The following is a 22,296-nucleotide window of genomic DNA, read 5'->3' as shown; positions in this document are numbered from 1 at the left end:
ACCATATCAAGGTCTCCTTTTCGGTAACCTTCAATATGGCGCAACGTTATTTCTCAGAATACCTTTCGGTTACATTTAATTCGGCGCAATTCGCAGCTCTTCCACAGTGTTGCAATTCAACAACGACTCGAATAGATTTAAATTAGTCATGATTTTCTCCTCATGATATTCCCCTTTTATTGCAAAATTCTTACCACCGGTCACGAGTCGTGGGATATTTTACCCACAAGTTACTTATATTAAACATTATTTGCTACGCGAAATCATCCCGAGTTTTATTGATTTGCAGCGTAATGGAGATTCGGTTTTTCTTGCCCCATCACATTGCCGGGTGGAGCCTCATTATGAATGATATTAGCCACTTTTAATGTGCTGAAAAAGACAAAAAAAACATGGCTTTTCTTCCGATACCCTAGCTGGCATAGATCGAGATTGGTTTTGGCCTGCGCCAGAATTTCCTCAGGTCGATGCGTCTCGCGGTAAAATTCTTGCTTCTGCCTCCATCGAGTGCGGTGAGGGTTATTCGGCTGAACAGCCCTTGCCTGGACATTGTCCACAAAGGCGTGAACCAGTTCCGTTCGAGCTCTTTCAAACTTTCACGCCAGCCATATGCATCCGCGTACTGGGCTTTTCCGTAGAGGGCATCAAGCACGACGAGATGATGCCCGGACGTGGCGGATTGTTGCCACATCGCCGCGCTTGGGGGAAGCTGTATATGATCTGTATGAGACGCTAGTGCCAGGGAGCGGGCAAGGACATTATTGCTCCATATACGCGTATATGGAGAACTCGGTGATTCCGGCATGATCCCGCCGCCCCAGAACCAGGTACTGTTAATGACTGGTTCGCCATGCACCTCCCGTAACTGATTAAGCGGATGCGAATGCAGCAGCATTTGGATTTCATTGAAGAGGCCGCGCCAGAACGTTTGGTTTGCGCCGAACGGCAGCAATTCATTGATGCCTCTGTTTGCAACCTCGCCAAGCAAATGTGTTTTTGCCGCGGGCGTTTTTGTTACGCGCATATACCAGCGATCGGGTCGTAGCGGCAAGAATACCAGTGCCTGGCTGCTCGCCGCAAAATGCCGGTTAAGCATGCCGGTAAGCTCCTCGGCCTCTTGGGACGAAATCTGGAAAACACGGCTATCAGCCAGCACGATCTGATCACGCTCGATATGCAAATGCACCGGGTCGGCGCGAATCCAGTAATCGTTTCCTGCTTTTATATCCTCCGCTCCATCGATCAGCAGGGTAAGAGGTGCAACTGGCCAGTCCTGCTGTTTTGCAACGCCGAGCGCCCGGCAGAGCCAAGCCTCTAGTCCTTCCGACTCATCCTCATCGCTCGAACATTTTGCAATCAGGTTCTCCAGTGCGGGCAGCGATAGATCACGGTAAATGTCCGGAAACCCGGTATCGGGCCAAAAGAGGGCAGGAACAAGCAAATGTAGATTCATCGTGAGTTCGCGCGTGAGCCGAAACCATTGCCGGGCTAGACAAGTCGAGCAAAAGGGGCGAAGGCGAATCGAAGCGCATTCGCCAGGGAGTAAACAGAAAAGCGGATGCTGAAAGACTGAGCGCTGAGTGCTTACTGAATGTTTAACCGCCCGCGACCATCATGCGGTCTATCAACAGGGAGCCGCATTGCTTGGAACCACGTGCAATAACGTCATTGCCGACTGCGGAAATGCCAAGCAACATATCTTTCAGGTTGCCTGCGATCGTAATTTCCTCAACGGCATGGCGGATTTCTCCATCCTCCACCCAGTAGCCTGCCGCCCCGCGGGAGTAATCTCCTGTGACTGGGTTTACGCCTTGACCGAGTAATTCAGTTACCAGCACTCCTTTATTCATTTTCTTGAGCAGGGCGGAGAATTCGAGTCCGGCGCCATTATCCAGAATAAGGTTATGGTTACCCCCGGCGTTTCCGGTCGTGCTCAGCCCGAGCTTGCGAGCGGAATAACTGCCGAGAAAATACCCCTGCACCACGCCGTTCTCCACCACTTTGCGTTCACGCGTGGCGACACCCTCATCATCGAACGGTCCGCTGGCCAACCCTTTTTTCAAGTGAGGGGCTTCCCGGATCTGAATATCAGGGGCAAATACTTGTTTGCCGATACTATCCAGTAGAAATGACGACTTCCGGTAGAGGCTGCCACCACTCACGGCGCTGACAAAATGGCCCATCAGGCTGGCTGCTATCGGCGCTTCGAATAGAACAGGCACTTCACAGGTCGCAATTTTCCTGGCACCCAGGCGTGCAACGCTGCGCATCCCCGTTTTTCTGCCAACGGCATCTGCATGCTCCAGATCAGCGGCGTCGCGCGCAACGCTATACCAATAATCGCGCTGCATCGTATCATCCTGGCTTGCAATCACCGCGCAACTGATACTGTGACGAGAACCGGGGTAGCCGCCCATGAATCCCAGGCTGTTGGCATACACAAACTGGGACTCGCTCAGCGAAACGCTCGCCCCTTCAGAATTGGTGATGCGCTTATCCACCGCGAACGCGGCCGCTTCACAGGTTTGCGCGAGCTGTATGGCCTGCTCCACCGGCAAATCCCACGGAAAATACAAATCAAGGTCGGGGAATTCTCGCGCCAGCAAGTCACTATCGGCCAGCCCTGCACAATCGTCAGCGGCCGTGTGTCCGGCAATCGACAAGGCCGCCGCGACCGTGTCTTTTATTGCCTGTGGCGCGAAATCCGAGGTGCTTGCATGGCCGCGTTTCTGGCCGATATAAACTGTTACCGAGAGCCCTTTGTCACGATTGTACTCTATGGTTTCGACCTCTCCGCGCCGGACGGTAACACTCTGGCCGAAACCATCCGATATATCGGTTTCACAGGCGCTGGCGCCATTTTTTTTGGCATAATCCAGTACGTCCTGCGCAATTTTTTGAAGTACAGGGAAAGGATAGGAAAAACGCGGGGAAGGGCGGGCATTATCGTTCATGGCCATTTTAAGGGAGGAACCTTATATTGATTAGCTGGCAAATAGCACGCGCAAGCCCGTCTTGGAGCCCAGCAGCAGACTGGCCTGAGATTATGTGGAAATGGCGCTATGATAGCAGTTTCTTGAATTGGGAAGCACAGTGCAGAAAACCCCCTTAAACGATTCCGGACCGCTTCCGGCCAGCAAGACCCGGCGCAAGCAGGAAATGCATGCGCTCCAGGACATGGGCGAACAACTAATACAGCTCGATCTCAAGCGACTGGCCGAACTTGACCTGCCGGAAACGCTGGCCGACGCCGTGCTCGAAGCCAAGCGGATAAGCAAGCATGGAGCGCTTCGCCGGCAGATGCAATTTATCGGCAAGCTGATGCGTGACGTAGATGCAGCGCCAATACAGGAAAAACTTGACGCCTGGAACGGCCTGAGCTCGCAACATACGGCATGGCTGCATCTGCTGGAGCGCTGGCGCGAGCGGCTGCTGACGGATGAGCTGGCGCTGGGCGAACTTGGGCAAAAATATCCTTCCGCAGACCTGCAGCAATTGCGTTTGCTGACGCGCAACGCGGAAAAGGAAAGGCTTGCGAACAAGCCACCCAAAAGTTTTCGTATGTTATTTCAAGAACTGCAAAAAATTATTCCTGAAGGTTCGAGAGAGCCAGCAAGGAATGACGAACGGGACGCGTAACTGGATAGCACCTTTCCGCACGCTATGGAAAGCACGCGGATTGGAAACAAATTTGAATAGAGAGCGGATGCGTCGCTAGGTATCAGCCGAACTGCGCCCTGCTTGCAAAACCAGGGCGTGTTCAGAGTTTTCCACTAAAACTTGACGCCCGTCCCCACGAGTTCCGATGAGACAATTTTGTAGGAAAACCCGGCCGGATCAAGGCTATCCTGTTCGTGGCCGGCAATCTCGGCCTGGGGATACATGAAAAACGGCAGATCTTTAAAAACACTGTCTTTTGCCAGCGTGATATCCTTGCCGTGATTAAATGACACCCAGTTCATCTCCCACGCACCGAATAATTTATCGCGCAATTCAACCACTCGGGGATTGGTGATCAGCAATGCTTCCTCAAGCGCCAGTTCGCGCACATCAGCGGGGTCCACTGGCACCCAACCCAGGCCGGCGAGATAAAATTCCGCCCGGACATGCTGGGCGGTGGTGATATCGTCGGATTGCCCCAGGGCTTTGTGCGTCGCTGACTCATCTATGCGAATTCCATAATGATCTCGCGCGGGGACGCCCGCTGCGCGAGCCAGTCCTACAAATAAAGCATTAAGGTCGGCGCATTTTCCGCCCATATTGCCGCTTTCCAGCATGAGCTTGATATCACCCCGGCCACAGCCGCGCGTTGCCGGGTCGCGATAGGAATTGTCTACCACCCAGTTATAGACGGCGTGCGCTTTTTGTAGCGGCGTCTGGGCATTGGCGTCTTTAATGATCGACAGCGCGGTTTTGCGTACAATACCGTCTAGCGGTATGTTCTTTGTCGGTAGCAGAAAACGTTTCACATCCGCTGGGATGGGGGCCGTGCCTCGCTCGGAATACTGCTTCAGGTCGACAGAGCGGTCAACGGTCTTCACGACGCTGCTCACCGAGACGGTGCGTGGACCGGCGCCCCGCCACTCCGCGTAAAACATGGGTGAAGATGTTCCGGGAACGGTATCGAACTTGGCAACCGTCGGATTACCGCTCCAGACGCTGCCCTGAGAAAACTGGTGTGGTGTATCGTCGGTGTCGGGTAATGGTACCCATAACCGGGCTTTTTTTCCGTCGGCGGGAAGATCGAACTTATAGGTCAGGCGATAAGTATGCCGCCGTGACGGGATAACCTGTTGAGCAAACACGGATGGGGCAACAGGAAATAATGCGGCGCTTACTCCCGCTAATTTGATAAAATCCCTGCGTTTCATATTTTCTCCTGCTATAGGGGTTTCGTCTTGAAATTTTGTCTTGAAAATCGAAAGTGCGAATCTAGTCCTACCCTCGCGTTAAGTCAACAAGTCAATTAGTCAAATTTTGTCAAATTTTTTTCTCGCCTGGTGACCGCAATCCCTACCGATCTGCTTCCCGCTATTGAACTGGAAACTGGGACCCGCCCAACTCATACTATTATATGGATGCACGGTCTCGGTGCGGATGGCAATGATTTTGTCCCGATCGTGGATGAGCTCGCGCTGCCTTCGGCGATGCACGTTCGTTTCGTGTTTCCACACGCACCGAAGCGCCCGGTGAGCATTAACCGAGGCATGGTGATGCGCGCGTGGTACGACTACGACCTGATCGATACCAATGCAGGCCTTCACGAAAATATGGAAAGCTTGTACGAATCGCAACGGGCAATCGAGGCGCTGCTCGCGCACGAAAACCAGCGGGGAATAAAGTCGGAGAATATTGTTCTGGCCGGTTTTTCTCAAGGCGGAGCGCTAGCGCTGCACACCGGCTTGCGCTATCCGGAAAAACTCGCCGGTGTTATGGCTTTATCATGCCATCTCCCTCTGCCGCAAACCCTCCCAGCGGAAGCGCACCGGGCTAATTTCCCAGCGTCGGTTTTCATGGCGCATGGCGAAAGCGATAATGTCATACCGATGACAATGGCGGTCGCGTCAAAACGGCAACTGACCGAACTAGGCTATGCAGTGGAATGGCATGAGTATCGGATGGCGCACTCCGTTTGCAAAGAAGAGATAGCCGATATGGGGAAATGGCTGAAGCGAGTTTTAATCTGAATCCGCTCCGTGGCACTGATCACTGGAGTTCCAGAATAAAACGGGCGCGATGCAGCATAATATTTACATCTCATCTTTCCGATGGCGCAGATCGCAGCCTTCACAAAACTTTTACACTTGCGTGACACCCTCTTCACTTAGACTATATTATGCTGTTTGCGGGAACGGTACCCGTAAACGCATCTGCAATTTAAACAGAAACCGGAGGAAACCCAAATGCATGCACCCACTGAACGTCTGGAAAACGATAAGCTGCGCGGCCAACTGCCTGGTTCGGTATTAGCAAAAGAAAGCGGTGCTACCCAGCGAATCGCGCATGTCGATGACGATCCGGATATTCGCGATACTGTCAAACGTATTCTTGATGCAAATGGATATACAGTCGATAGCTACGAGACGATGCGCGATTTTATAGTATCGCTATTAAAGAATCCTGCAAATCCTCCTGATCTGGCGATCCTTGATGTAATGGTTGAATCGATGGATTCGGGGCTGGAAGCTTATGTGGAGCTCCGAAAGCATTTTCCCCAACTACACATGATATTCATGACCTCTCTCGGCGAGGAAATCCGTCCTTATTTCACCGGCATATCCGACGAATGGATTTTAATCGTGGAAAAACCCGTCGACCCGATCAGCTTTTTATCGATTGTTCGCCATCGGCTGGATGCGCCTGCGTAATTTCGAATTTCTAGCAGATTCTTCCTGCAGAATTTAACATGGCGATTGCCGAATTTTCCTGGGCTGCATCCAAAACCGCCTTCGCTTTCCCGCGTGCCGGGTTAACGGGCTCGAAGCTGAGCGACGAAGTACTGATTGGCAACGCGCGGTGGTTTATCATTTTTCGATGGGGGGTCATCGCTGTTCTCCTCATTTTTCAAATATTTGCGCTCGTTGCTTCAGATACGCTTACCGAAATCGGCATCACTCACCAGCAGGGATGGCCTGTTGTCATAACAGCCCTGTTATTTATCGCAAATATCATCTGCATCTATGCCCTGGATTTTCGCAAGCGGACAAAATATAACTCCCCCTCCATAAACATCTGGGCTCAAATCATCGTCGACCTCCTTTGCCTGTCGGTCGTCGTGCATTACGTTGGCAGTATTGCGACTCCAGCTCCCTTCTTTTATGTGCTGCATATCGCCTTATCGTGCATCTTTTTCTCGACGGTGGAGAGTCTGATTGTCACGGTTCTGGTTTGCGCGATGTATTCCATTGTTTTGTTGTTTGAAAATCCGCTTCTTTTTCTGGCGCCTCAGTCGGTATTGATAGACCCGGGTGCATCTGGCATCAGCTCGCTTAAAATCAATACGTTTTTATGGATGTTTACGCTGGATGTGCTCTTTGTCATTGTCTGGTATGTCGTTTCACGGCTTTCGATCGTCGTGCGCGTCCACGAGCGACACCTTATGGATGCCTACGAGCAGATCAGCCGGGCGCAAGCGGAGAAAGACCGGTATGCCGTCCTGATGACACATCAGCTTAAAGCGCCGCTTGATGCGATTCGCAGCAAGATCAGTCTGATCAAAGGAAATTATTGTGGAGAGGCCTCGCCGGAAATAATGAATGTCATTATGAAGGTCGATGATCGAGCCGCCGGCATGGCAGGTCTGATTCTGGATGTGCTCAAGCTTGAACGGTTAAAAGCTGCAGCCCGCGATCCCGCTAATTTGACGTGGGCGAATATTGCTGGTGTCCTCCAGAAATGTATAGACAAATTACAACCTATTGCCAATTCGCATCATATCGCTATCAACCCGTCGATCGAAGATTTTGTGGTGGAATGTGTCCCCAATCAGCTTGAAATACTCTTCGAGAATATTATTTCAAATGCAATTGTCTATTCATATGATGGACGTTCGGTGGAGATCGGGTCTTCTTTCGATAAGCACAGCCTATCCGCGACAGTAACTATTATCGACTATGGGATTGGCATCGGCGATAAAGACCTTCCGCATATCTTCGACGAGTATTTTTATACCCCGAGGGCGGCGTTGCACAACCGAACATCAAGCGGAATAGGTTTATCAATAGTAAAAACCGTGGCTGAGAACAATAAACTAAACATCAGGGTTTCCAGCGAGCAGAATGTCGGAACCACCTTTTCTGTAGTCTTTCACAACGCGAAAAGCGCCCCCGCCACGGAAAAGAGCTTGCAGCAAACTGAGAGCCTTATTGCACGTCCGGCGAATCCACCCGTTGAATTGCCTGAGCCCGACAAAAATGAATCTCATCTAGCACCTATTCATTAGAAATAATCCCGGCACCACGTGGTAAAGCCAGCGGTTGAACCTGGCGCATGACTTACACGAAAGCGGATCGAAGTCCTTCTCCTCGTTACGACACCTGCTCACTCAAGAATTTTTTCCTCATGATCTTGATCTGGCCTCGCTGGGTTTTACTGTCAAGCCGTTTTTTCTGCGAACTGCGCGTCGGTTGGGTAGGTTTGCGATTCGGATGTAATTCGGTTACGCGCCCGATGAGTTCGTATAAACGTCGCAGCGCTTCTTCGCGGTTTTTTTCCTGGCTGCGATATTGCTGCGCTTTGATAACGACCACGCCCTCTCGTGTGATTCGCTGGTCGTTCAGTTTCAATAAACGCTCTTTGTAAATTTCGGGCAGCGATGAAGCGCCAATGTGGAAGCGCAAGTGGATCGCGCTGGAGACCTTGTTCACATTTTGCCCGCCCGAACCCTGTGCCCGAATTGCCTTTATCTCGATCTCGTTCTCGATCGCGTGTATGGCGACGGTTATTTTGCTGGGATTTTCCATCATTATTCCTGGGTAGCGGTGTCCACGCTTCGATTTCTATTAGCCATGCTCGACATCGCCGCTGTTTGACAGGATGGGCGAGCGTGCCTATATGGGAAGCATGCATCGCTCATTTTCACCCATCGTTCCAATGAGGCGTAAACGGCCTTGGCGTAAAACCAAAATCCAGTGTTGCCTCTGTGTGGTCAAAACACAAATCGACATTCATCCGTGTTGCCATTTCCAGCGTTGTGCCCTGCTTATCCGATATCACCGCCATGACATTTATCGCGCCACGGAACATCCATGGAGGCACGGTTAAAAAACGGGCAGGTTTTCCAAGCGAGGTGAATATCTTCTCGACCATCTGGCGGTAACTTAACGTCTCGCCACCACTCACGTTATATGCCTTGTTAAACGTGGCGGGCAGCTCAAGCGCCATAAGGCAACTCTCCGCAAGATCATCAGCATGAACGGGCTGGCGTAGCCCCGCCGCCTTTCCCAGCAGGGGAAAAAAACCATAACGCCGAATAAAACCCGCGATACGCGTTATATTTTTATCCCGAGCGCAATCATAGACCAGCGTTGGACGCAACACCGTCCAGTTTGTTTCTGAGGCGTCGCAAAGACGCCTGATAGCCTCTTCCGCTTCAGCCAGGCGACATGCGATTTGGCGCTCCCCCGCATCAGCAGAGTCCGCCTTGCTGAACAGGCTGGTTGAACCAAAGCCAATCACCCGTTTAATTCGCTGCAAGGCTAAAACCGGCAGTAGCGGGGGCAATAACCAGAGAGGGGCGAGGTGAATGAGTGCCTCCGCGTGAATCAGCGGAAATTGCCCTGCACGACTTATATCTGCCTCGTGCCAAATCAGCTGATTACTCGTTGTTCCCACGTATTTTCCGCCATCGCGGCTGATTGCGTGAACTTCATGGCCGGCAGCCACTAGCCTGGATAGCAGGAAGTACCCAATTATGCTGGTTGCGCCCGTGACAATAATTTTATGTGGAGAAGCAAGGCCAGGCATTGTCTTGATAAGCATCGGGCTAAGACCATTAAACTTTTGATGCGCTCCCATCCGGAAATCCGGCGTAACACTATTCTCGTCCCAGACCCAGTAGCCGTCCAGCGCGTCGAACGCTATAAATTGTCGCTATTGTCCCAAAGCGCAGCCATACGCCGAGCGCCACCAGCCACATCACGACACCTAGGTACTCATGCCGGAAAAACTTGCGATAAAACCGCATCATCCCCTTGTGCTTGTGCCACTCCACAAATATAGGGCGGGAGCGGCTGCAGGTCCCCTTATAGTGCACAACCGGGGCGTCCGGTACGAAAAGAATCTGCCAGCCTTTTTTCTGGAAGCGCATGCACCAATCCAGATCTTCACAGTGGAGAAAATAACTTTCATCCCATGGGCCAACATCTTCGATTGCCTTCTGGTGAACAAGCATGAGGGCGCCCGAAACAGCCTCCACTTCAAGCGGTCCAGTCGGCAATGCTTGCTTGTGCAGATGAAAATCAAAAAACAGCCGGGGCCAGTAGCGTTCAAAGTGGTACAAGCCAAAGGCACGAACAAACGAACGCCAGGGCGTAGGAATCGCACGGCGCCCGCCAGCCTGCTCAGTGCCATCCTGGTTGATTAATAGTCCGCCGATCATTCCTGCGGAAGGGTTCGCTTCCAATACCTGAACCATGCGCGGCAATGAATCGTCGCTCAAAACGCAATCAGGATTCAGGAATAACAAATAAGGCCCGATAGCCTGTGCAGCGCCTATGTTACAGGCCGCAGCGAATCCGAGGTTCGAAGCGTTGCGAATGATCCTGAGTTTGGGTTCTTCACGAAAACGTTGCATGCAAAGTTCAAGGCTGAAATCTGAAGAGGCATTATCCACCACCAGCACTTCGCTTACCTGAGGCAATGCCGAATGTATGCACTCTGCCAGGATTTGCCCCGCATTGTAATTTACGACAATGACCGAGACCGGGAGGTGATCCGTAGGCGTATTTACCTCAGCAACCATCTATTTTCCACCTACCCTGCCAATCTTGTTTGCGAGGAAGCGGCGCTTATTGCACGCGTCAATTTCCTGCTGTGATGAGAATTATTGTTTATCGATGAGGGCAGCAATTTTTGCCAGGACCTGAGCTAATTCGCCGGGTGAGACTTTTCCTTTGTGGCTTGCCTTACGCGCAACCCAATCGAGACTTTTGATTTGATCGGCCAGCACAGCACAGGGACGATCGTCTGAAATAAAAACCTCGAAAGGATAGCCTTTAACCCGAGTGGTCATCGGGCAGCACAACATAAGGCCGGTTTTACCATTGTAGGACGAAGGGCTAACCACTAGTGCCGGACGGTGCCCAGCTTGCTCATGCCCGGCTTGGGGGGTGAAGTGCAACCAAACAATATCGCCAGCCTCAGGTACATAGCGATGAATCATTACAAAAGCTCTTTGCCGACCGGTGTACCGAAATCAACCTCGGCATGCAGATTTTCCGGTGTTATTTCGGCAAGCATCTGAGTAAGGTCATATTTATTTTTGTGAATCGGTTCGATGACGATGCGACCATCTTCTTCACGAATATCAACCGGATCTTCCAAGTTTAAGCGGACAGCTTCCATGATACCGGCGGGGATGCGAACCGATGCGCTATTGCCCCACTTTTTAACGATTACGCGCATGGTAGTCTCCTATGTTGAGCCAATGCTGACACGATAGCGATAAAACCGGAATGTGTCAACATTGTAGATACATGCCTCGCTCTACGGGTGCGGCCTCATCCGGAAACGACACGAAGCGGATCTTGCTTGGTCGCGATATTTCTTTGCCTGGATACTTCAAAGACCGATCAGAATTCCGGCACCGATGATCGCCAGGACGAGTGCAGAAATCACCATATAGGCGTAGTCACGCTCCCGCAGGAAGATGGCCAGCATCAGCGTCACGCGCGCAACCGGCAAAAGAATGAACAGCGCCACACCGGCTTTTACCAGGTCGTAGCCGCTGAGGCCGAAGCCAGGCAAACCCTCGAGTTGCTGTAGAGCACTCAAGGCCATCCCGGCAGCAATCACGGCCGAGGCGAGCCACGTGCCGTACCAGAGCAACGCGGCAATGAACTGTTCATGGCGCTCGTAATCGTCAGTCATAGGCTTCATGCCAGACTGCGGGGAGTATGCACCCCCAAAGCGCCCAGGAACATTTGGACAGCGAGCAGCGCAAGGACAATGACAAAGAAGAGGCGCAGCTTGTCGGCGGCAAGCCCCATCAGGAGGCGCGCTCCGAGGAGCGCCCCAACCACTGATCCCAGTGCGACCGGGCCAGCAATATCGATGTCGATGTCTCCCCGTACGAAATAAGCGCCGGCGCTCGCGGCAGCCGTCACGCCGATCATGAAATTGGACGTGGCGGACGAAACCTTGATGGGTAGTCGCAGGGCGGTGTCCATCGCGGGGATTTTGAGTACGCCGGAACCGATGCCGAGCAGTGCCGAAATCAGGCCTGCGCCGTACATCAGGGATAGGCCGAGCGGCACGCGGCTTACCTGATAAGGCACGTCCCGACCTAGCACATGATCGGGAAAGCTCGAATGCAGGCGCAGCACGGTGGCCCAGCTTCTGGCATCGGGTGCGCTTGCATCGATCACTTCATGGCGTCGCGTAAGCATCTGCTTTGCAGAGACGGCCAAAATGAAGGCAAACAGGCCATAGAGAAAGGAAGTCGAGACGATGCCGATCAGGAACACCCCAGTCAGCGCTCCGAGCGTGGTGCCCGTCTCCAGAACGATAGCGAGGCGGATATTGGTTAGTCGCCCTTTCAAGAATGGCGCTGCGCTACCGCAAGAACAGGCGATAACCGATATGATGCTCGCACCGATTGCCACCTGAATGTCCACGCCAAATAGCAGCGTGAGAATCGGCACGATGAAGATACCGCTTGCCATGCCGAGCACGCCGCCAAGCGCGCTCGCGCCGAAGGCGGCCACGAATAGCCAAAGAATAGTTGATGTTTCCATTGGAGCGACTTCCGGGTTACGTCCGCGTGCGCGGACGCCGGGACAGTCGAGTAGCAAACCTGATCAGTTCGCCACGGTAGTAAAGCTTTTCGTAATCAACCGGCCGTTGCCCCTCGCTGTAGGAGGTACGTTCGATGAAAAAAATCGGGCTTCCGGCCTCGGGCCCAAGGCCTACGTGACGTGTTCGTTCTGCCGCGACAGCATTGAGTTGGTATTGGGCTCGACTGATATTGTTACACCTGACTTTTGAAACTGACAGATATAGCGCCCGAATGCCTCAACCTTCTGCAACGCTTACTCACTCGGCGGCCATATCTTATCTATTATCGCCACTCGGCCTAACGAACTCGGAGAGAAGCCAGAATAGCTCAGCCGTGTCAAAAGGCAAAGACACCTGCTTGATTAAACCGACTCTCCCATGAATTTTCCTTTCTGAACTGCGCGGTATTATCCAGGCTCGTGCGATGGGCCAGCGCCTGGTTGACGATATCAGTCATATTTGAATCGCGGTCAATAAGATACACGCCTTGACCTTCACCTCTGGAGGTCATTTCTCCAAAAGCTGAGCTCAACACGGGTAGCCCCAGGGCCCGGTATTCGTAGTATTTGATTGGATCAACCGAAGCAGTGAGCGTGTCTTTCTTGAACGGGATCAAGCCAACGTCGAACTGACATATTGCCCGCAGCGCCTCTGGATGGGGAAGCGCCGGTTCCGGACGAACGTTATTGGGCAGCGGTATTGGCGGTTTCACATACATGGGGCCGATGAGCCGCAACGTTGTGTCGGGGTGCGAGTTCGCCAGGGCGACAACAAGCTCCCAGTCGAACCAGTGCCCAATAGTGCCGAGGTAGCCAATTACCAATGGCTGCACCTCATTCAACGGTCGCGCTTCTGGTATTTCAGGCATTCTTTCCGCCGCACAAGCATTCAGAACGAGGCGGACATCCCGTGCCAGATGCCCCAGTCGATCCCGCAATGCGGAGGATGATGTCAGTACCCTGGATACCAGGCCTGCCATCTTGCGCTCCCGCTTTGCCATTGCATGCCGTGACCAACCTTTATAGAAAGCCGAATAATCGTCCATCGCATCATAAAAAGACGAGATGAAGCCTCCCTTTGAGAGCAATCGCAATGCCAGCGCCGTGGGTTTGCCGATACCGAGTACGGTCGAGCTGTCCGCGAATCGGTCAACCGCCAATTCAACATCTCCCCAGAGCAGGCAATTAACCACTTCTGAAAACGGCAACGGCTCTATCGGTAATGCTTTTGGTTTTACGACGGTCAGCCAGGTCGGAATGCCACGCGCCATATCGCCGCATTTTGGGCGCCGAACCAGCACATCGGACAAGGTCGGGAATCGGCCTGGGTATGGATCGATCCACAAAACCTCGCTTCCAGTGAGCGAATGAAAATATCGGACGAGCTCATGCGGTCGTTGGGAAAAACTACTCCACGGGACGGGGGAAAGATAAATCAGCCGCATGTCGCGAAATGGTCACGCAACACCGCTGCGATACGGCCGGCTGCCTTGCCATCCCCATAAGGCGAGACGCCACGAGCCATTTTTTTATAAGCCATCTCGTCGTCCAGCAAATGTTGCGTTATGCCCGTGATTTCTTCGAAATCCGAACCCACCAGCCGCACTACGCCCTCCTGGACAGCTTCAGGCCGTTCCGTCTCGCGGCGCAGGACCAATACAGGCTTACCCAAAGCAGGGGCTTCTTCCTGTATCCCCCCGGAATCGCTCAGAATCAGATAGGCATGTTTCATAGCTGCGACGAACGAGATATAGTCTAGTGGTTCGCAAAGATTAATCCTTGGATGATTACCTAAAACCTCAGAAACTATATTATATACATTTGGGTTGGGGTGCACCGGGAACAACACCTGCACATCCTCATTGCGCTCCACCAGTGCCAGAATAGCGCGGCAAATTTCCCTGAAAGGTTCGCCAAAGTTTTCACGGCGATGTGCCGTCACGAGGATCAGGCGGCGAGCGGGATCAAGCACGAAGGGAAGGGAAGCGTCACGTTCAGCAACACTTAGCAGTGCATCGATCACTGTGTTGCCGGTTACGAATATATCTTCGTCCGCGATACTTTCTTTTAACAGGTTCTGCCTGGCACTTTCCGTAGGTGCAAAATGCCACTTCGTCAATCTTCCCGTCACCACTCGATTCATCTCCTCAGGAAATGGATCCGCCATGTTACCGGTACGCAAGCCCGCTTCAACGTGTCCAAACGGTATCTTGTGATAAAAACAGGCAAGAGCAGCGGTCATCACCGTGGTTGTATCGCCTTGGGCAAGCACAGCATCAGGCTTCTCGGCTAGAAGCACATCGTCGAGATTGAGCAACAGGCGTGCAGTGAGAGTGGTCAATGCCTGATTAGGGCGCATGATATCAAGGTCGATGTCGGGTTTGATATCAAAAATGCGCAAGACCTGATCAAGGAGGCTTCGGTGCTGGGCGGTTGCGAGAACCCTACATTCGATATCCGAATTTATTTTTAGCGCCAGAATAACAGGGGCCATTTTGATGGCTTCGGGGCGTGTACCTACAGCGCAAAGAATTTTGTAGGTCATTTTTTATCTTCTTGGAATTACAAGATTGCCGCGATTTGACGACAATCAGCCCTGAACTGAGCCAGCCGTCTTCTCTTGCCCAATAAATGCCTCCATCTTGTTAAGACTTTCTTTCTTTTCCACGATTCCTTTTACTTTGCATGCCTTGAATGCTGCCCAGTACGCACGGTAGAGCAGGCCGCGTGTTTCTTCATCCAAACCCAAGCCGGTGGCCAGCTTTAGATTGGCCATTGAGTCAAGATGGCGGGCTGATCTAATGATGGCTTCAAAGTGGCCACCGATCATCGTCCAGCTTTGCTCCGAGTCAGCCGTTCCAGCCCACTGTTGAATTTCAGGTGCAGGATGGAGTCGACTACAGACATAACTTGAAGCCCCTTGGCGCTCAAGACGATGACAGAAAGCATCGAAATCAATTTTCCTTATTGTGTAGGATACGGCGTTTTTATTGTAAATAACCTGCAATCCTAGCCTGGAAAGCCGGTAACCCAATTCAATATCCTCAGCGCCGAATCGGAAAACCGGGTTGAATACGCCGAAGTCCAGTAACAGGGAGCGTTTACAAGAAGAACGCCCGCCCCAGAAATAAGTGTAATCCAGAGCATCACCATGCTTTAGCGATGGATAAGAGAATAAGAAGCAGCCGACCTCCGTAACGAAATGCATGAGGGGGTCCTCGCTGATGTCCGGGCTAAGCGCGGTATATCCGAGTACCGCGAAGTGCTCAGCAGGAAATTCAGCGTGTGTTTTGACGTGTTCTTCCAACAAGGCTTCCGTCGCAATGTCATCATCGTCCAGAAAAAGCACCACATCACCCCGGCAGGCAAACAGACCATGATTTTTTGCGCTGGCTAACCCGGCGTTGCGTTGATAAACATAGCGAAGAGGGAGCTTTGCAGCATGAGACGTCGCCACCACCTCAGTATTGTCGACAGACCCATCATTTATTATTACAACCTCGAAATCATGCGCAGGCAGCGTCTGTTTGCAGAGGCTACCTAGCACCTTATCCAGTAACGCGGCCCGGTTGTACGTGCAAATTACTACGCTCAGCATTGATTGATCAAGCCATGCCAAGCGAACAGTAGCTTATCCGACATAAGATTCCAATATAAAAAAGGCGTCTTTTTTTGACAGATGCGGTCGTTCGGCAAGGTACTTATTCATGTGCTTCGCGCTAGCCCCATGGTCGTAATACGCTACAGGTTTACGAAAGTTATGTGCGACCGGTACAGCATCGACTATGCCCATTCTAAGGCCGTGTTTTTCCGCCAGGACCGGCCATACAAAATCATTACCCCAACCCATCGGACTGACCTCGTCAAATGGCAAAAAACAATCAAATGCCTTGCGATGCAAGGAGAATAGGGGGCCAATCTCAACAAAATGGGTCCGACGGGCATCAATACCATCAAGCTGTTCCACGAAGCAATGATCAATATAGCTATCATGCGTGCGTGCCGGTTGCGCCAAGGCGAGGTCATAGCGGGAGACCATGGCGAGGTAGCGATCCAAAAAACCACCCGGCAACTGGATGTCATCATCGCTCACGATGACATACTCAAAGTCGTATAAATCAATTTTTTCGAGTAGCTGATTCAACAGTAAAAACTTCGGTGAAAACGTATCGATAACTTGCACGGTGAATGGTGCCATATTCGAATCTGGCTGACTCTTGCCTAGCGAAACCCATCGTTGCTCTACATTCCAGTCGCAGCTTAGAGCAAGTTCCTGAGTAATCCGAGAGGCAAGATTCTCTTTATCCACAAGATATATTCCGACTACCAATACTCGAGGCGCCGTCTGTTTCTGTAATTCATTGCTCATACAACGCCTATGGCTACTATGGGTCAGAGCGATACGTTTGCTGAGCAAGCTGGAATCGCGGTATTGTCTTCCTGGCATCCACCTCGGCTAGCTTCATCCTGTCTTTTAGCAAAGATGCGGATCATCCGCTCTCGGGCTGCCGCAAGCGAGTAATTGGTCGTTAAATGCATAAGCGATTCGGCAGAAAGCCTGCGCCACAGCGCTTCATCATTATAAAGTCGAATCACCATATCGGCGAAATCCTCGGGATCATCGGCGATTAAAAGATGCTTTTCATGGCGAAGGTCCATTCCCTCCGCTCCAATCCGTGTGGCTACTGTCGGCAGACCGTGTGATAGGCTATGACCCACTTTGCCTTTCATGCCTGTGCCAAAACGTAGTGGCGCTACAAATATGCGGCAAGATTCAAAGTAGGGGGTGATATCCGGCACAGCTCCGAGCGGCTCAACATTAGTCGAGCGTAGCGATTCGATCGAGGGAGGTATATTGCTTCCGATTATATAAAAGACGAGGTCCGGGATCTTTTCCGTGATTTGCGGGAGAATATTTTGGACGAAGAATGTAACGGCATCTTCGTTAGGTTTGTGCCAAAAGCCGCCAATAAAGAGTAACCCCCGACGTTGTGCGAAAGGCGTTTTTGGGGGAATAATCTCGTGTATGTTCGGCAGGACGGTTACCTTAGCATCGGGTTGCTCTATGAGCAGGCGATTCTTTTCCTCATCGGTGATGGCAAGAACCAAGTCCGCGCAGGCAGTATTGTAGAGTTCGATGCGCCGAAATTGTATGATGACATCGAGCAAGGTGTTGTCGCCCGAAACCCGCATTTCACGCTCAAATCTTACCCAATGAAGGTCAGCAGTATCATATATGACTTGAGAATAAAGCGCATACGCACGTATATAGGACAGGTATCGAAAAGCGAACTCGGGCCGGGATAGCAGCACAAAATGATACTTGCCACCCGTTGCCGCCAGATGAGAGCGAGCTGCGTCGAACCCATACAGAACGTCGATATCGTCTTTCTCCAAGTCTTCTTGATAATGGGGCAAGTAATTTTCGGAATCGGAGATGAAAGTGATACGGAGCCCCATCTCTCTTAACACGCGAAGAATGGTCAACATGCGCACGGAGCCCGAGTCCTGGTCGGAATCAGTTGGCAATGAATCGACCACTAGTACCCAGGGATCAGCGGGATCAAATTGCTTGGCACTTGCCGCTACCTGAGGTAGCGCTTCTCGATTCGCGGCAAGCTGGAAGGTGTCTTTATGGCGGATTTTCCAAGCGCCAGGTCGGCGCAGATAAATTTCCTTGAGCCGTTGTTTGACATGCCATGGCAATGGCAGACTCTTATATACTTGACGCAACAGTTTGTTGAACCAAATGGATCGCGTGAATGCCACCAGTCTTCCGAAGTTTACATATTTACCAGTAGCCATTGGTTTCACAAGCTATCCGTAACAAGGTAATATAACGATACGGCTAGTTACTCTTCCTGGATGCAGGCTCCAAGAGGGGTTACATTACTATTTGAAATCGCATGTTCATTAATCAATTTTAGCGAGATAATTTTGCGCAGCGGAAAGGTCACTTATGGCAATGGTGGCTGATGTTTCAATTCGCGCATTTACATCGGGATGGTACAGAAGATTGCAACCCACTCCAGCAGCAATACCTGCTTGAATATCTTTCTCTTTATCGCCTACTAACACTGATCTTGCGAGATCAACGCAAAACTCTTCCGCAGCTTGCAAGATCATTCCAGGCCCAGGCTTGCGAAAAAATGAATCTACCTTATATTCCCCGATACCATATTCAGGATGAGACGGGCAAAAATAGACTTTGGTGATAATGGAACCCTGAGTTTTAAAGATTCCACACATCCAGTCGGTCAACTTCAGAAAGTCTTGTTCGGTGTAATAACCGCGTCCAATGCCCGCTTGGTTAGTTATTACGAAGATTAGATAACCACATTGGCTGGCCCACTGACAAAGTTCAAAAACGCCTTCAATAAATTCAAACTGTTCTGGTTTATAGACGTATGCAAAATCAATGTTGATAACGCCATCCCGATCGAGAAACAGCGCGGGGCGACTCAATGGCTAATTCTCGCTAACTCGATCTGAGCCCGCTCATAGTCTTCTGGTATGCCGATATCGATAAAGTATCCATGGGACACGAACAAATCAAACTGTTGTTCGCATACTACCTTAACCAGAAAATCGGCCTCCAAGGAAAATGGCCGCCCCAGCGCGAAACTGTCAAGAATGTTGATGGGAAGCACATAGCAACCCGCATTTATAAGTCCTGACCCCGCTACACCTTTCTCTACCAGACCCAAGACCCGCCCATTAGCCACTTCCAGGTGTCCATATCGTGCAGTGTTAGGTACGCTACGCGCCACAATGATGGGTACGTGATGCTTTTGCCAATGATCTTCCACATCCGCTACCTCAAGATCAAGAAATGTATCTCCGTTGAACACAAACACATGATTAGTTAGGCACCGTACCAATGCCTGACGAACCGCCCCCCCCGTACCCAGGGGTCTGTCTTCAATCTCATACACCAGTTCCATGCCCGCAAACCGATCGCCAAAATATGTGACGATTTTCTCAGCCATATAGCCAAGCGATAGTACGACCCGACGGAAACCCTTGCGGCTCAGAGACATGAGCAAGATTTCCAGAAAAGGACGTTGCGCTACGGATGCCATGGGCTTAGGTAAGTCAGGCACCACCTGCTGCAAGCGGCTGCCCAAACCCCCTGCTAATACGATTGCTTCCACTAGTTATTTGTCTTGAAAATGGCATTTTCCACTAAGCCACATAAAATGTGCCCCAGCACGAGATGCCCTTCCTGAATTTTAGGCGTATCGCTCGAAGGAACTTCCAATACGTAATCGCACAGTTCCCGTACGATTCCGCCACGATTGCCCACTAGCCCGACGCACACCAAGCCGCGAGATCGCGCCTCTTCAAGAGCAAGTATAATATTTGGTGATTTGCCAGAAGTGGAATAACCAATAAATACATCACCTTTATTACCATGTGCTTGTATTTGACGTGCGAAGAGCTTTTCGTAACCATAGTCATTGCCTATGGCAGTAAGGACAGAAGTATCTGTCGTCAGCGCAATGGCCGGCAAGCCTGGGCGATCGAAAGCAAAGCGGCTGACAAGTTCACCCGCAATATGTTGCGCATCAGCAGCGCTACCCCCGTTTCCTGCCAGTAAAATCTTACCCCCTTGCTTTATGCAACCAATGCAGGCCTCAGCAGCAGTTTTCACAGTCAAAAGCAAAGTCTCGTCAGCTAATATGCTCGACATGACACGTTGTGCTTCTGTAATTTGCGCAACAATATAGTTTCTCATTAAACCCTCCATGCCTGGGTACCATGTTTGGTAAAATGACAATTGTTTACTTGGCCGTCAAGGCGACTCAAGGCTCTGACCACATCCATGCGCTTGTCCGGTGCTACAAAGAACATCATGAAACCACCTCCACCCGCACCAGACACCTTGCCAGCCAGCGCACCTGCATTAATAGCGGTGTTATAGATTTCATCAATGTGAGGATTGGAAACGGTTTGGGCGGAGCGCTTCTTGTTATCCCAGCCCTGGCGCATGGATGCCACAATTCCATCAAAATCTCCTCGGAGTAGACACTCCTTCATTTCCAAAGCTTCACGCTTGATTCCATGCATGGCCGCGATAGCATCCACTGCCCCAGTCTTTACGTTGTTGCTTTGATCCGCAATGATTCTCGCCGACTCGCGAGATACGCCCGTGTAAAACAACAGCAAGGAGGCTTCCAGCTCGCAGATTATCCAGTTTTTTATACGCAAGGGGTTGATTACTGCCCGCTCATCTGCGTAAAACTCCATGAAATTGAAGCCGCCGAAGGTGGCAGAATATTGATCCTGCTTACCGCCTTGTAAACCGCAATCTACTCGTTCTATCTTGAAAGCCAGGTGAGCAATGGCATAATCATCCAGAGGCAAGTTAAGCAGTTCGATAAATGCTCGAATCATCACCACCACCAAGGTGGATGAGGAACCCAGTCCAGAGCCAGCAGGAGCGTCACAAAATGTGCTCAATTCCAGCGGAATCGGCTGGCCGCCGTTGTACCGCTGAATCATTTCGCGATAAACAGCCTTATGCAGGTCGAGTTTGCCATTAAGCTCCAAGGAATCGCTTTTGGTTTTAACTATTTCCATTTGCTGATCAGTTGCCACAAACCGAATATTGGGCTCGTCTAACGTTTTGATTACGGCATAGGCATAGCGGTCTATGGTGGCATTCAAAACGTAGCCGCCATGGACATCACAATAGGGAGCTACATCAGTGCCGCCACCGGCGAGACCGAGGCGTAGGGGAGCGCGGGCGCGAACAAGCATACCGATATACTTACCGTGTCAGAAAACCATGCCCGGCCTGGATACGGTCGCGCCAATACTGCAAAAGATCATGCATAGTCTGTTCGAACGGAATCTCAGGCTCCCAACCCGTTACAGCCTTGAATTTGTTGGTATTGGGCACTTGTAAGTCGGCATCTATAGGACGCAAACGTTCGGGGTCTGTTTCGACACGGATGTCGTTGACTGTAGACATCGAAAGCAGTGTTTTCAACATATCGGCAATCGTGCAGGTATAAGTACCACCAATATTGTAATAGGCCCCGGATATCGGATTAATTGTGACTAGCATGTGATAGGCCCGTACGGCATCACGCACATCGGCAAATGTACGTAGCGAGTTCAGATTGCCGGTTTTAACGACGGGCGGAATTTGTCCTGCCTCGATCATCGCAATTTGTTTAGCGAAAGTAGATTCAGCAAACACATCACCCCTGCGTGGGCCAGTATGGGTGAACATGCGGGTAGTCATCACAGTCATGTTGTAGGCCTCCGCGTAGTAGCGGCCAATCAGATCGGTACCAACCTTGGAAATTGCATAAGGTGATGCCGGATGAAAGGTGCATTCTTCATCAATCGGCAGTTTTTCTTTAGGAACCCGTCCGAATACTTCGGAGGAAGCGCAAACGTGCGTAACAGCTTGAATATCGTTTTTTCTCAACGCCTCTAGTACATGGGCCGTACCCTGCACATTTGTTTCCAACGTATCCAAAGGCGAATCAAAACTTGTTTTAGGATAACTCTGTGCGGCGAGATGGAATACAAAATCTGGTTGTGCTTTTCTCACCGCTTCGTGAATTGACAGATAATCACGGAGATCCCCGTAAAGTAAATGTAGCCGCTCATTTGCGTTGATCCGCGGCAATAGGTGAGAAAGGTTATCCAGGGGACTACGCCAACGGCATAGACCGTATACCTCCCAATCTGTATGTTCTAAAAGAAAATCGGCAAGGTGGGACCCCACCATGCCTGTAATTCCAGTAATAAAAGCCCGTTTACTCATCTTGTTACTTCTCTTATT

Annotated in this window: 25 protein-coding genes; 4 read left to right on the top strand and 21 right to left on the bottom strand. The window is 51.2% G+C overall.

Annotated elements, in window-relative coordinates:
• Window positions 1–412: 412 nt before the first annotated feature.
• On the bottom strand, window positions 413–1,453 hold the full coding sequence (locus BLS94_RS09190; protein WP_090960037.1) for a phosphoglycerate mutase: 1,041 nt from the start codon (window positions 1,451–1,453) through the stop codon (window positions 413–415).
• A 142-nt stretch (window positions 1,454–1,595) separates the two neighbouring features.
• Window positions 1,596–2,954 (bottom strand): metalloprotease PmbA, encoded by a 1,359-nt coding sequence (gene pmbA, locus BLS94_RS09185; protein ID WP_090960059.1) that lies wholly within the window; start codon window positions 2,952–2,954, stop codon window positions 1,596–1,598.
• Window positions 2,955–3,093: 139 nt separating this feature from the next.
• Here pmbA and yjgA point away from each other — a divergent pair, with 139 nt between their 5' ends.
• On the top strand, window positions 3,094–3,639 hold the full coding sequence (yjgA, locus tag BLS94_RS09180) for a ribosome biogenesis factor YjgA (protein WP_256325362.1): 546 nt from the start codon (window positions 3,094–3,096) through the stop codon (window positions 3,637–3,639).
• A 134-nt stretch (window positions 3,640–3,773) separates the two neighbouring features.
• Here the strand turns inward: yjgA and BLS94_RS09175 are convergent, their stop codons facing one another.
• A complete protein-coding gene (locus tag BLS94_RS09175; RefSeq protein ID WP_072768241.1) occupies window positions 3,774–4,871 on the bottom strand; it encodes a transglutaminase-like domain-containing protein in 1,098 nt (365 codons plus the stop codon).
• Between the two features lie 129 nt (window positions 4,872–5,000).
• Here BLS94_RS09175 and BLS94_RS09170 point away from each other — a divergent pair, with 129 nt between their 5' ends.
• From BLS94_RS09170 to BLS94_RS09160, 3 genes are all read left to right on the top strand, one after another.
• Entirely contained in the window at window positions 5,001–5,687 is a 687-nt protein-coding gene (locus BLS94_RS09170) for an alpha/beta hydrolase (protein ID WP_371130260.1), read from the top strand.
• Window positions 5,688–5,903: 216 nt separating this feature from the next.
• Complete coding sequence (locus tag BLS94_RS09165) at window positions 5,904–6,368, top strand: response regulator transcription factor (protein ID WP_072768239.1); 465 nt, start codon at window positions 5,904–5,906, stop codon at window positions 6,366–6,368.
• A gap of 38 nt (window positions 6,369–6,406) precedes the next feature.
• Window positions 6,407–7,942 (top strand): sensor histidine kinase, encoded by a 1,536-nt coding sequence (locus tag BLS94_RS09160; protein ID WP_090960031.1) that lies wholly within the window; start codon window positions 6,407–6,409, stop codon window positions 7,940–7,942.
• A gap of 85 nt (window positions 7,943–8,027) precedes the next feature.
• On the opposite strand, the gene arfB is transcribed toward BLS94_RS09160, so the two are convergent.
• The 18 genes from arfB to BLS94_RS09070 all read right to left on the bottom strand — a co-directional run bounded on the left by arfB (window position 8,028) and on the right by BLS94_RS09070 (window position 22,278).
• Entirely contained in the window at window positions 8,028–8,462 is a 435-nt protein-coding gene (gene arfB / locus BLS94_RS09155; RefSeq protein ID WP_218124780.1) for an alternative ribosome rescue aminoacyl-tRNA hydrolase ArfB, read from the bottom strand.
• Window positions 8,463–8,577: 115 nt separating this feature from the next.
• A complete protein-coding gene (locus BLS94_RS09150; protein WP_256325361.1) occupies window positions 8,578–9,516 on the bottom strand; it encodes an SDR family oxidoreductase in 939 nt (312 codons plus the stop codon).
• Between the two features lie 19 nt (window positions 9,517–9,535).
• Window positions 9,536–10,462 (bottom strand): glycosyltransferase family 2 protein, encoded by a 927-nt coding sequence (locus tag BLS94_RS09145; protein WP_090960024.1) that lies wholly within the window; start codon window positions 10,460–10,462, stop codon window positions 9,536–9,538.
• An 81-nt stretch (window positions 10,463–10,543) separates the two neighbouring features.
• The gene (gene mazF, locus BLS94_RS09140; RefSeq protein WP_090960021.1) at window positions 10,544–10,882 is read right to left on the bottom strand and encodes an endoribonuclease MazF; all 339 of its coding nucleotides are present in this window, start codon (window positions 10,880–10,882) and stop codon (window positions 10,544–10,546) included.
• Window positions 10,882–11,124 (bottom strand): AbrB/MazE/SpoVT family DNA-binding domain-containing protein, encoded by a 243-nt coding sequence (locus BLS94_RS09135; RefSeq protein ID WP_090960018.1) that lies wholly within the window; start codon window positions 11,122–11,124, stop codon window positions 10,882–10,884. The genes mazF and BLS94_RS09135 overlap by 1 nt, the downstream gene beginning before the upstream one ends.
• Before the next feature lie 156 nt (window positions 11,125–11,280).
• Complete coding sequence (locus BLS94_RS09130; protein ID WP_218124778.1) at window positions 11,281–11,589, bottom strand: DUF1634 domain-containing protein; 309 nt, start codon at window positions 11,587–11,589, stop codon at window positions 11,281–11,283.
• A 5-nt stretch (window positions 11,590–11,594) separates the two neighbouring features.
• On the bottom strand, window positions 11,595–12,455 hold the full coding sequence (locus BLS94_RS09125; protein WP_090960012.1) for a sulfite exporter TauE/SafE family protein: 861 nt from the start codon (window positions 12,453–12,455) through the stop codon (window positions 11,595–11,597).
• Window positions 12,456–12,471: 16 nt separating this feature from the next.
• Complete coding sequence (locus BLS94_RS15455) at window positions 12,472–12,684, bottom strand: UTRA domain-containing protein (RefSeq protein ID WP_371130261.1); 213 nt, start codon at window positions 12,682–12,684, stop codon at window positions 12,472–12,474.
• 148 nt (window positions 12,685–12,832) lie between these two features.
• On the bottom strand, window positions 12,833–13,765 hold the full coding sequence (locus tag BLS94_RS09115; RefSeq protein ID WP_218124777.1) for a glycosyltransferase family protein: 933 nt from the start codon (window positions 13,763–13,765) through the stop codon (window positions 12,833–12,835).
• A gap of 164 nt (window positions 13,766–13,929) precedes the next feature.
• Window positions 13,930–15,039 carry a non-hydrolyzing UDP-N-acetylglucosamine 2-epimerase gene (gene wecB, locus BLS94_RS09110; protein WP_090960004.1) on the bottom strand — a complete coding sequence of 370 codons (1,110 nt, stop codon included), beginning with the start codon at window positions 15,037–15,039 and terminating at the stop codon, window positions 13,930–13,932.
• Window positions 15,040–15,084: 45 nt separating this feature from the next.
• Entirely contained in the window at window positions 15,085–16,092 is a 1,008-nt protein-coding gene (locus tag BLS94_RS09105; protein ID WP_090960001.1) for a glycosyltransferase family 2 protein, read from the bottom strand.
• Window positions 16,093–16,125: 33 nt separating this feature from the next.
• The gene (locus BLS94_RS09100; RefSeq protein WP_090959998.1) at window positions 16,126–16,863 is read right to left on the bottom strand and encodes a hypothetical protein; all 738 of its coding nucleotides are present in this window, start codon (window positions 16,861–16,863) and stop codon (window positions 16,126–16,128) included.
• A gap of 23 nt (window positions 16,864–16,886) precedes the next feature.
• Window positions 16,887–18,299, bottom strand: coding sequence for a glycosyltransferase (locus BLS94_RS09095; RefSeq protein WP_090959995.1), 1,413 nt, complete (start codon window positions 18,297–18,299; stop codon window positions 16,887–16,889).
• A gap of 108 nt (window positions 18,300–18,407) precedes the next feature.
• A complete protein-coding gene (locus tag BLS94_RS09090) occupies window positions 18,408–18,959 on the bottom strand; it encodes a D-glycero-alpha-D-manno-heptose-1,7-bisphosphate 7-phosphatase (protein ID WP_218124776.1) in 552 nt (183 codons plus the stop codon).
• The gene (locus BLS94_RS09085; protein ID WP_090959993.1) at window positions 18,956–19,648 is read right to left on the bottom strand and encodes a nucleotidyltransferase family protein; all 693 of its coding nucleotides are present in this window, start codon (window positions 19,646–19,648) and stop codon (window positions 18,956–18,958) included. The genes BLS94_RS09090 and BLS94_RS09085 overlap by 4 nt, the downstream gene beginning before the upstream one ends.
• Window positions 19,648–20,232, bottom strand: a complete 585-nt coding sequence (locus tag BLS94_RS09080) for a D-sedoheptulose 7-phosphate isomerase (RefSeq protein ID WP_090959990.1) — start codon at window positions 20,230–20,232, stop codon at window positions 19,648–19,650. Before BLS94_RS09080 ends, BLS94_RS09085 begins: the two co-directional genes overlap by 1 nt.
• Complete coding sequence (locus BLS94_RS09075; RefSeq protein ID WP_090959987.1) at window positions 20,232–21,257, bottom strand: GHMP family kinase ATP-binding protein; 1,026 nt, start codon at window positions 21,255–21,257, stop codon at window positions 20,232–20,234. The genes BLS94_RS09080 and BLS94_RS09075 overlap by 1 nt, the downstream gene beginning before the upstream one ends.
• A 10-nt stretch (window positions 21,258–21,267) precedes the next feature.
• Window positions 21,268–22,278 carry a GDP-mannose 4,6-dehydratase gene (locus tag BLS94_RS09070; RefSeq protein ID WP_090959984.1) on the bottom strand — a complete coding sequence of 337 codons (1,011 nt, stop codon included), beginning with the start codon at window positions 22,276–22,278 and terminating at the stop codon, window positions 21,268–21,270.
• Between the last annotated feature and the right edge of the window lie 18 nt (window positions 22,279–22,296).

Origin of the sequence: Nitrosospira sp. Nsp18, from assembly GCF_900103145.1 — a bacterium.
In the GTDB taxonomy this organism is placed as follows: domain Bacteria; phylum Pseudomonadota; class Gammaproteobacteria; order Burkholderiales; family Nitrosomonadaceae; genus Nitrosospira.
The sequence above is the reverse complement of the archived record's forward strand: the minus strand, read 5'-3'. Positions and strand labels throughout refer to the sequence as shown.

Coding starts and splice junctions, on each gene's coding strand:
- BLS94_RS09190 (WP_090960037.1), bottom strand. CDS start 1,453: ATGAATCTACATTTGCTTGTTCCTGCCCTCTTTTGGCCCGATACCGGG.
- pmbA (WP_090960059.1), bottom strand. CDS start 2,954: ATGAACGATAATGCCCGCCCTTCCCCGCGTTTTTCCTATCCTTTCCCT.
- BLS94_RS09175 (WP_072768241.1), bottom strand. CDS start 4,871: ATGAAACGCAGGGATTTTATCAAATTAGCGGGAGTAAGCGCCGCATTA.
- BLS94_RS09165 (WP_072768239.1), top strand. CDS start 5,904: ATGCATGCACCCACTGAACGTCTGGAAAACGATAAGCTGCGCGGCCAA.
- BLS94_RS09160 (WP_090960031.1), top strand. CDS start 6,407: ATGGCGATTGCCGAATTTTCCTGGGCTGCATCCAAAACCGCCTTCGCT.
- arfB (WP_218124780.1), bottom strand. CDS start 8,462: ATGGAAAATCCCAGCAAAATAACCGTCGCCATACACGCGATCGAGAAC.
- BLS94_RS09150 (WP_256325361.1), bottom strand. CDS start 9,516: ATGGGAGCGCATCAAAAGTTTAATGGTCTTAGCCCGATGCTTATCAAG.
- BLS94_RS09145 (WP_090960024.1), bottom strand. CDS start 10,462: ATGGTTGCTGAGGTAAATACGCCTACGGATCACCTCCCGGTCTCGGTC.
- mazF (WP_090960021.1), bottom strand. CDS start 10,882: ATGATTCATCGCTATGTACCTGAGGCTGGCGATATTGTTTGGTTGCAC.
- BLS94_RS09135 (WP_090960018.1), bottom strand. CDS start 11,124: ATGCGCGTAATCGTTAAAAAGTGGGGCAATAGCGCATCGGTTCGCATC.
- BLS94_RS09130 (WP_218124778.1), bottom strand. CDS start 11,589: ATGACTGACGATTACGAGCGCCATGAACAGTTCATTGCCGCGTTGCTC.
- BLS94_RS09125 (WP_090960012.1), bottom strand. CDS start 12,455: ATGGAAACATCAACTATTCTTTGGCTATTCGTGGCCGCCTTCGGCGCG.
- BLS94_RS09115 (WP_218124777.1), bottom strand. CDS start 13,765: ATGGCGCGTGGCATTCCGACCTGGCTGACCGTCGTAAAACCAAAAGCA.
- wecB (WP_090960004.1), bottom strand. CDS start 15,039: ATGACCTACAAAATTCTTTGCGCTGTAGGTACACGCCCCGAAGCCATC.
- BLS94_RS09105 (WP_090960001.1), bottom strand. CDS start 16,092: ATGCTGAGCGTAGTAATTTGCACGTACAACCGGGCCGCGTTACTGGAT.
- BLS94_RS09100 (WP_090959998.1), bottom strand. CDS start 16,863: ATGAGCAATGAATTACAGAAACAGACGGCGCCTCGAGTATTGGTAGTC.
- BLS94_RS09095 (WP_090959995.1), bottom strand. CDS start 18,299: ATGGCTACTGGTAAATATGTAAACTTCGGAAGACTGGTGGCATTCACG.
- BLS94_RS09080 (WP_090959990.1), bottom strand. CDS start 20,232: ATGAGAAACTATATTGTTGCGCAAATTACAGAAGCACAACGTGTCATG.
- BLS94_RS09075 (WP_090959987.1), bottom strand. CDS start 21,257: ATGCTTGTTCGCGCCCGCGCTCCCCTACGCCTCGGTCTCGCCGGTGGC.
- BLS94_RS09070 (WP_090959984.1), bottom strand. CDS start 22,278: ATGAGTAAACGGGCTTTTATTACTGGAATTACAGGCATGGTGGGGTCC.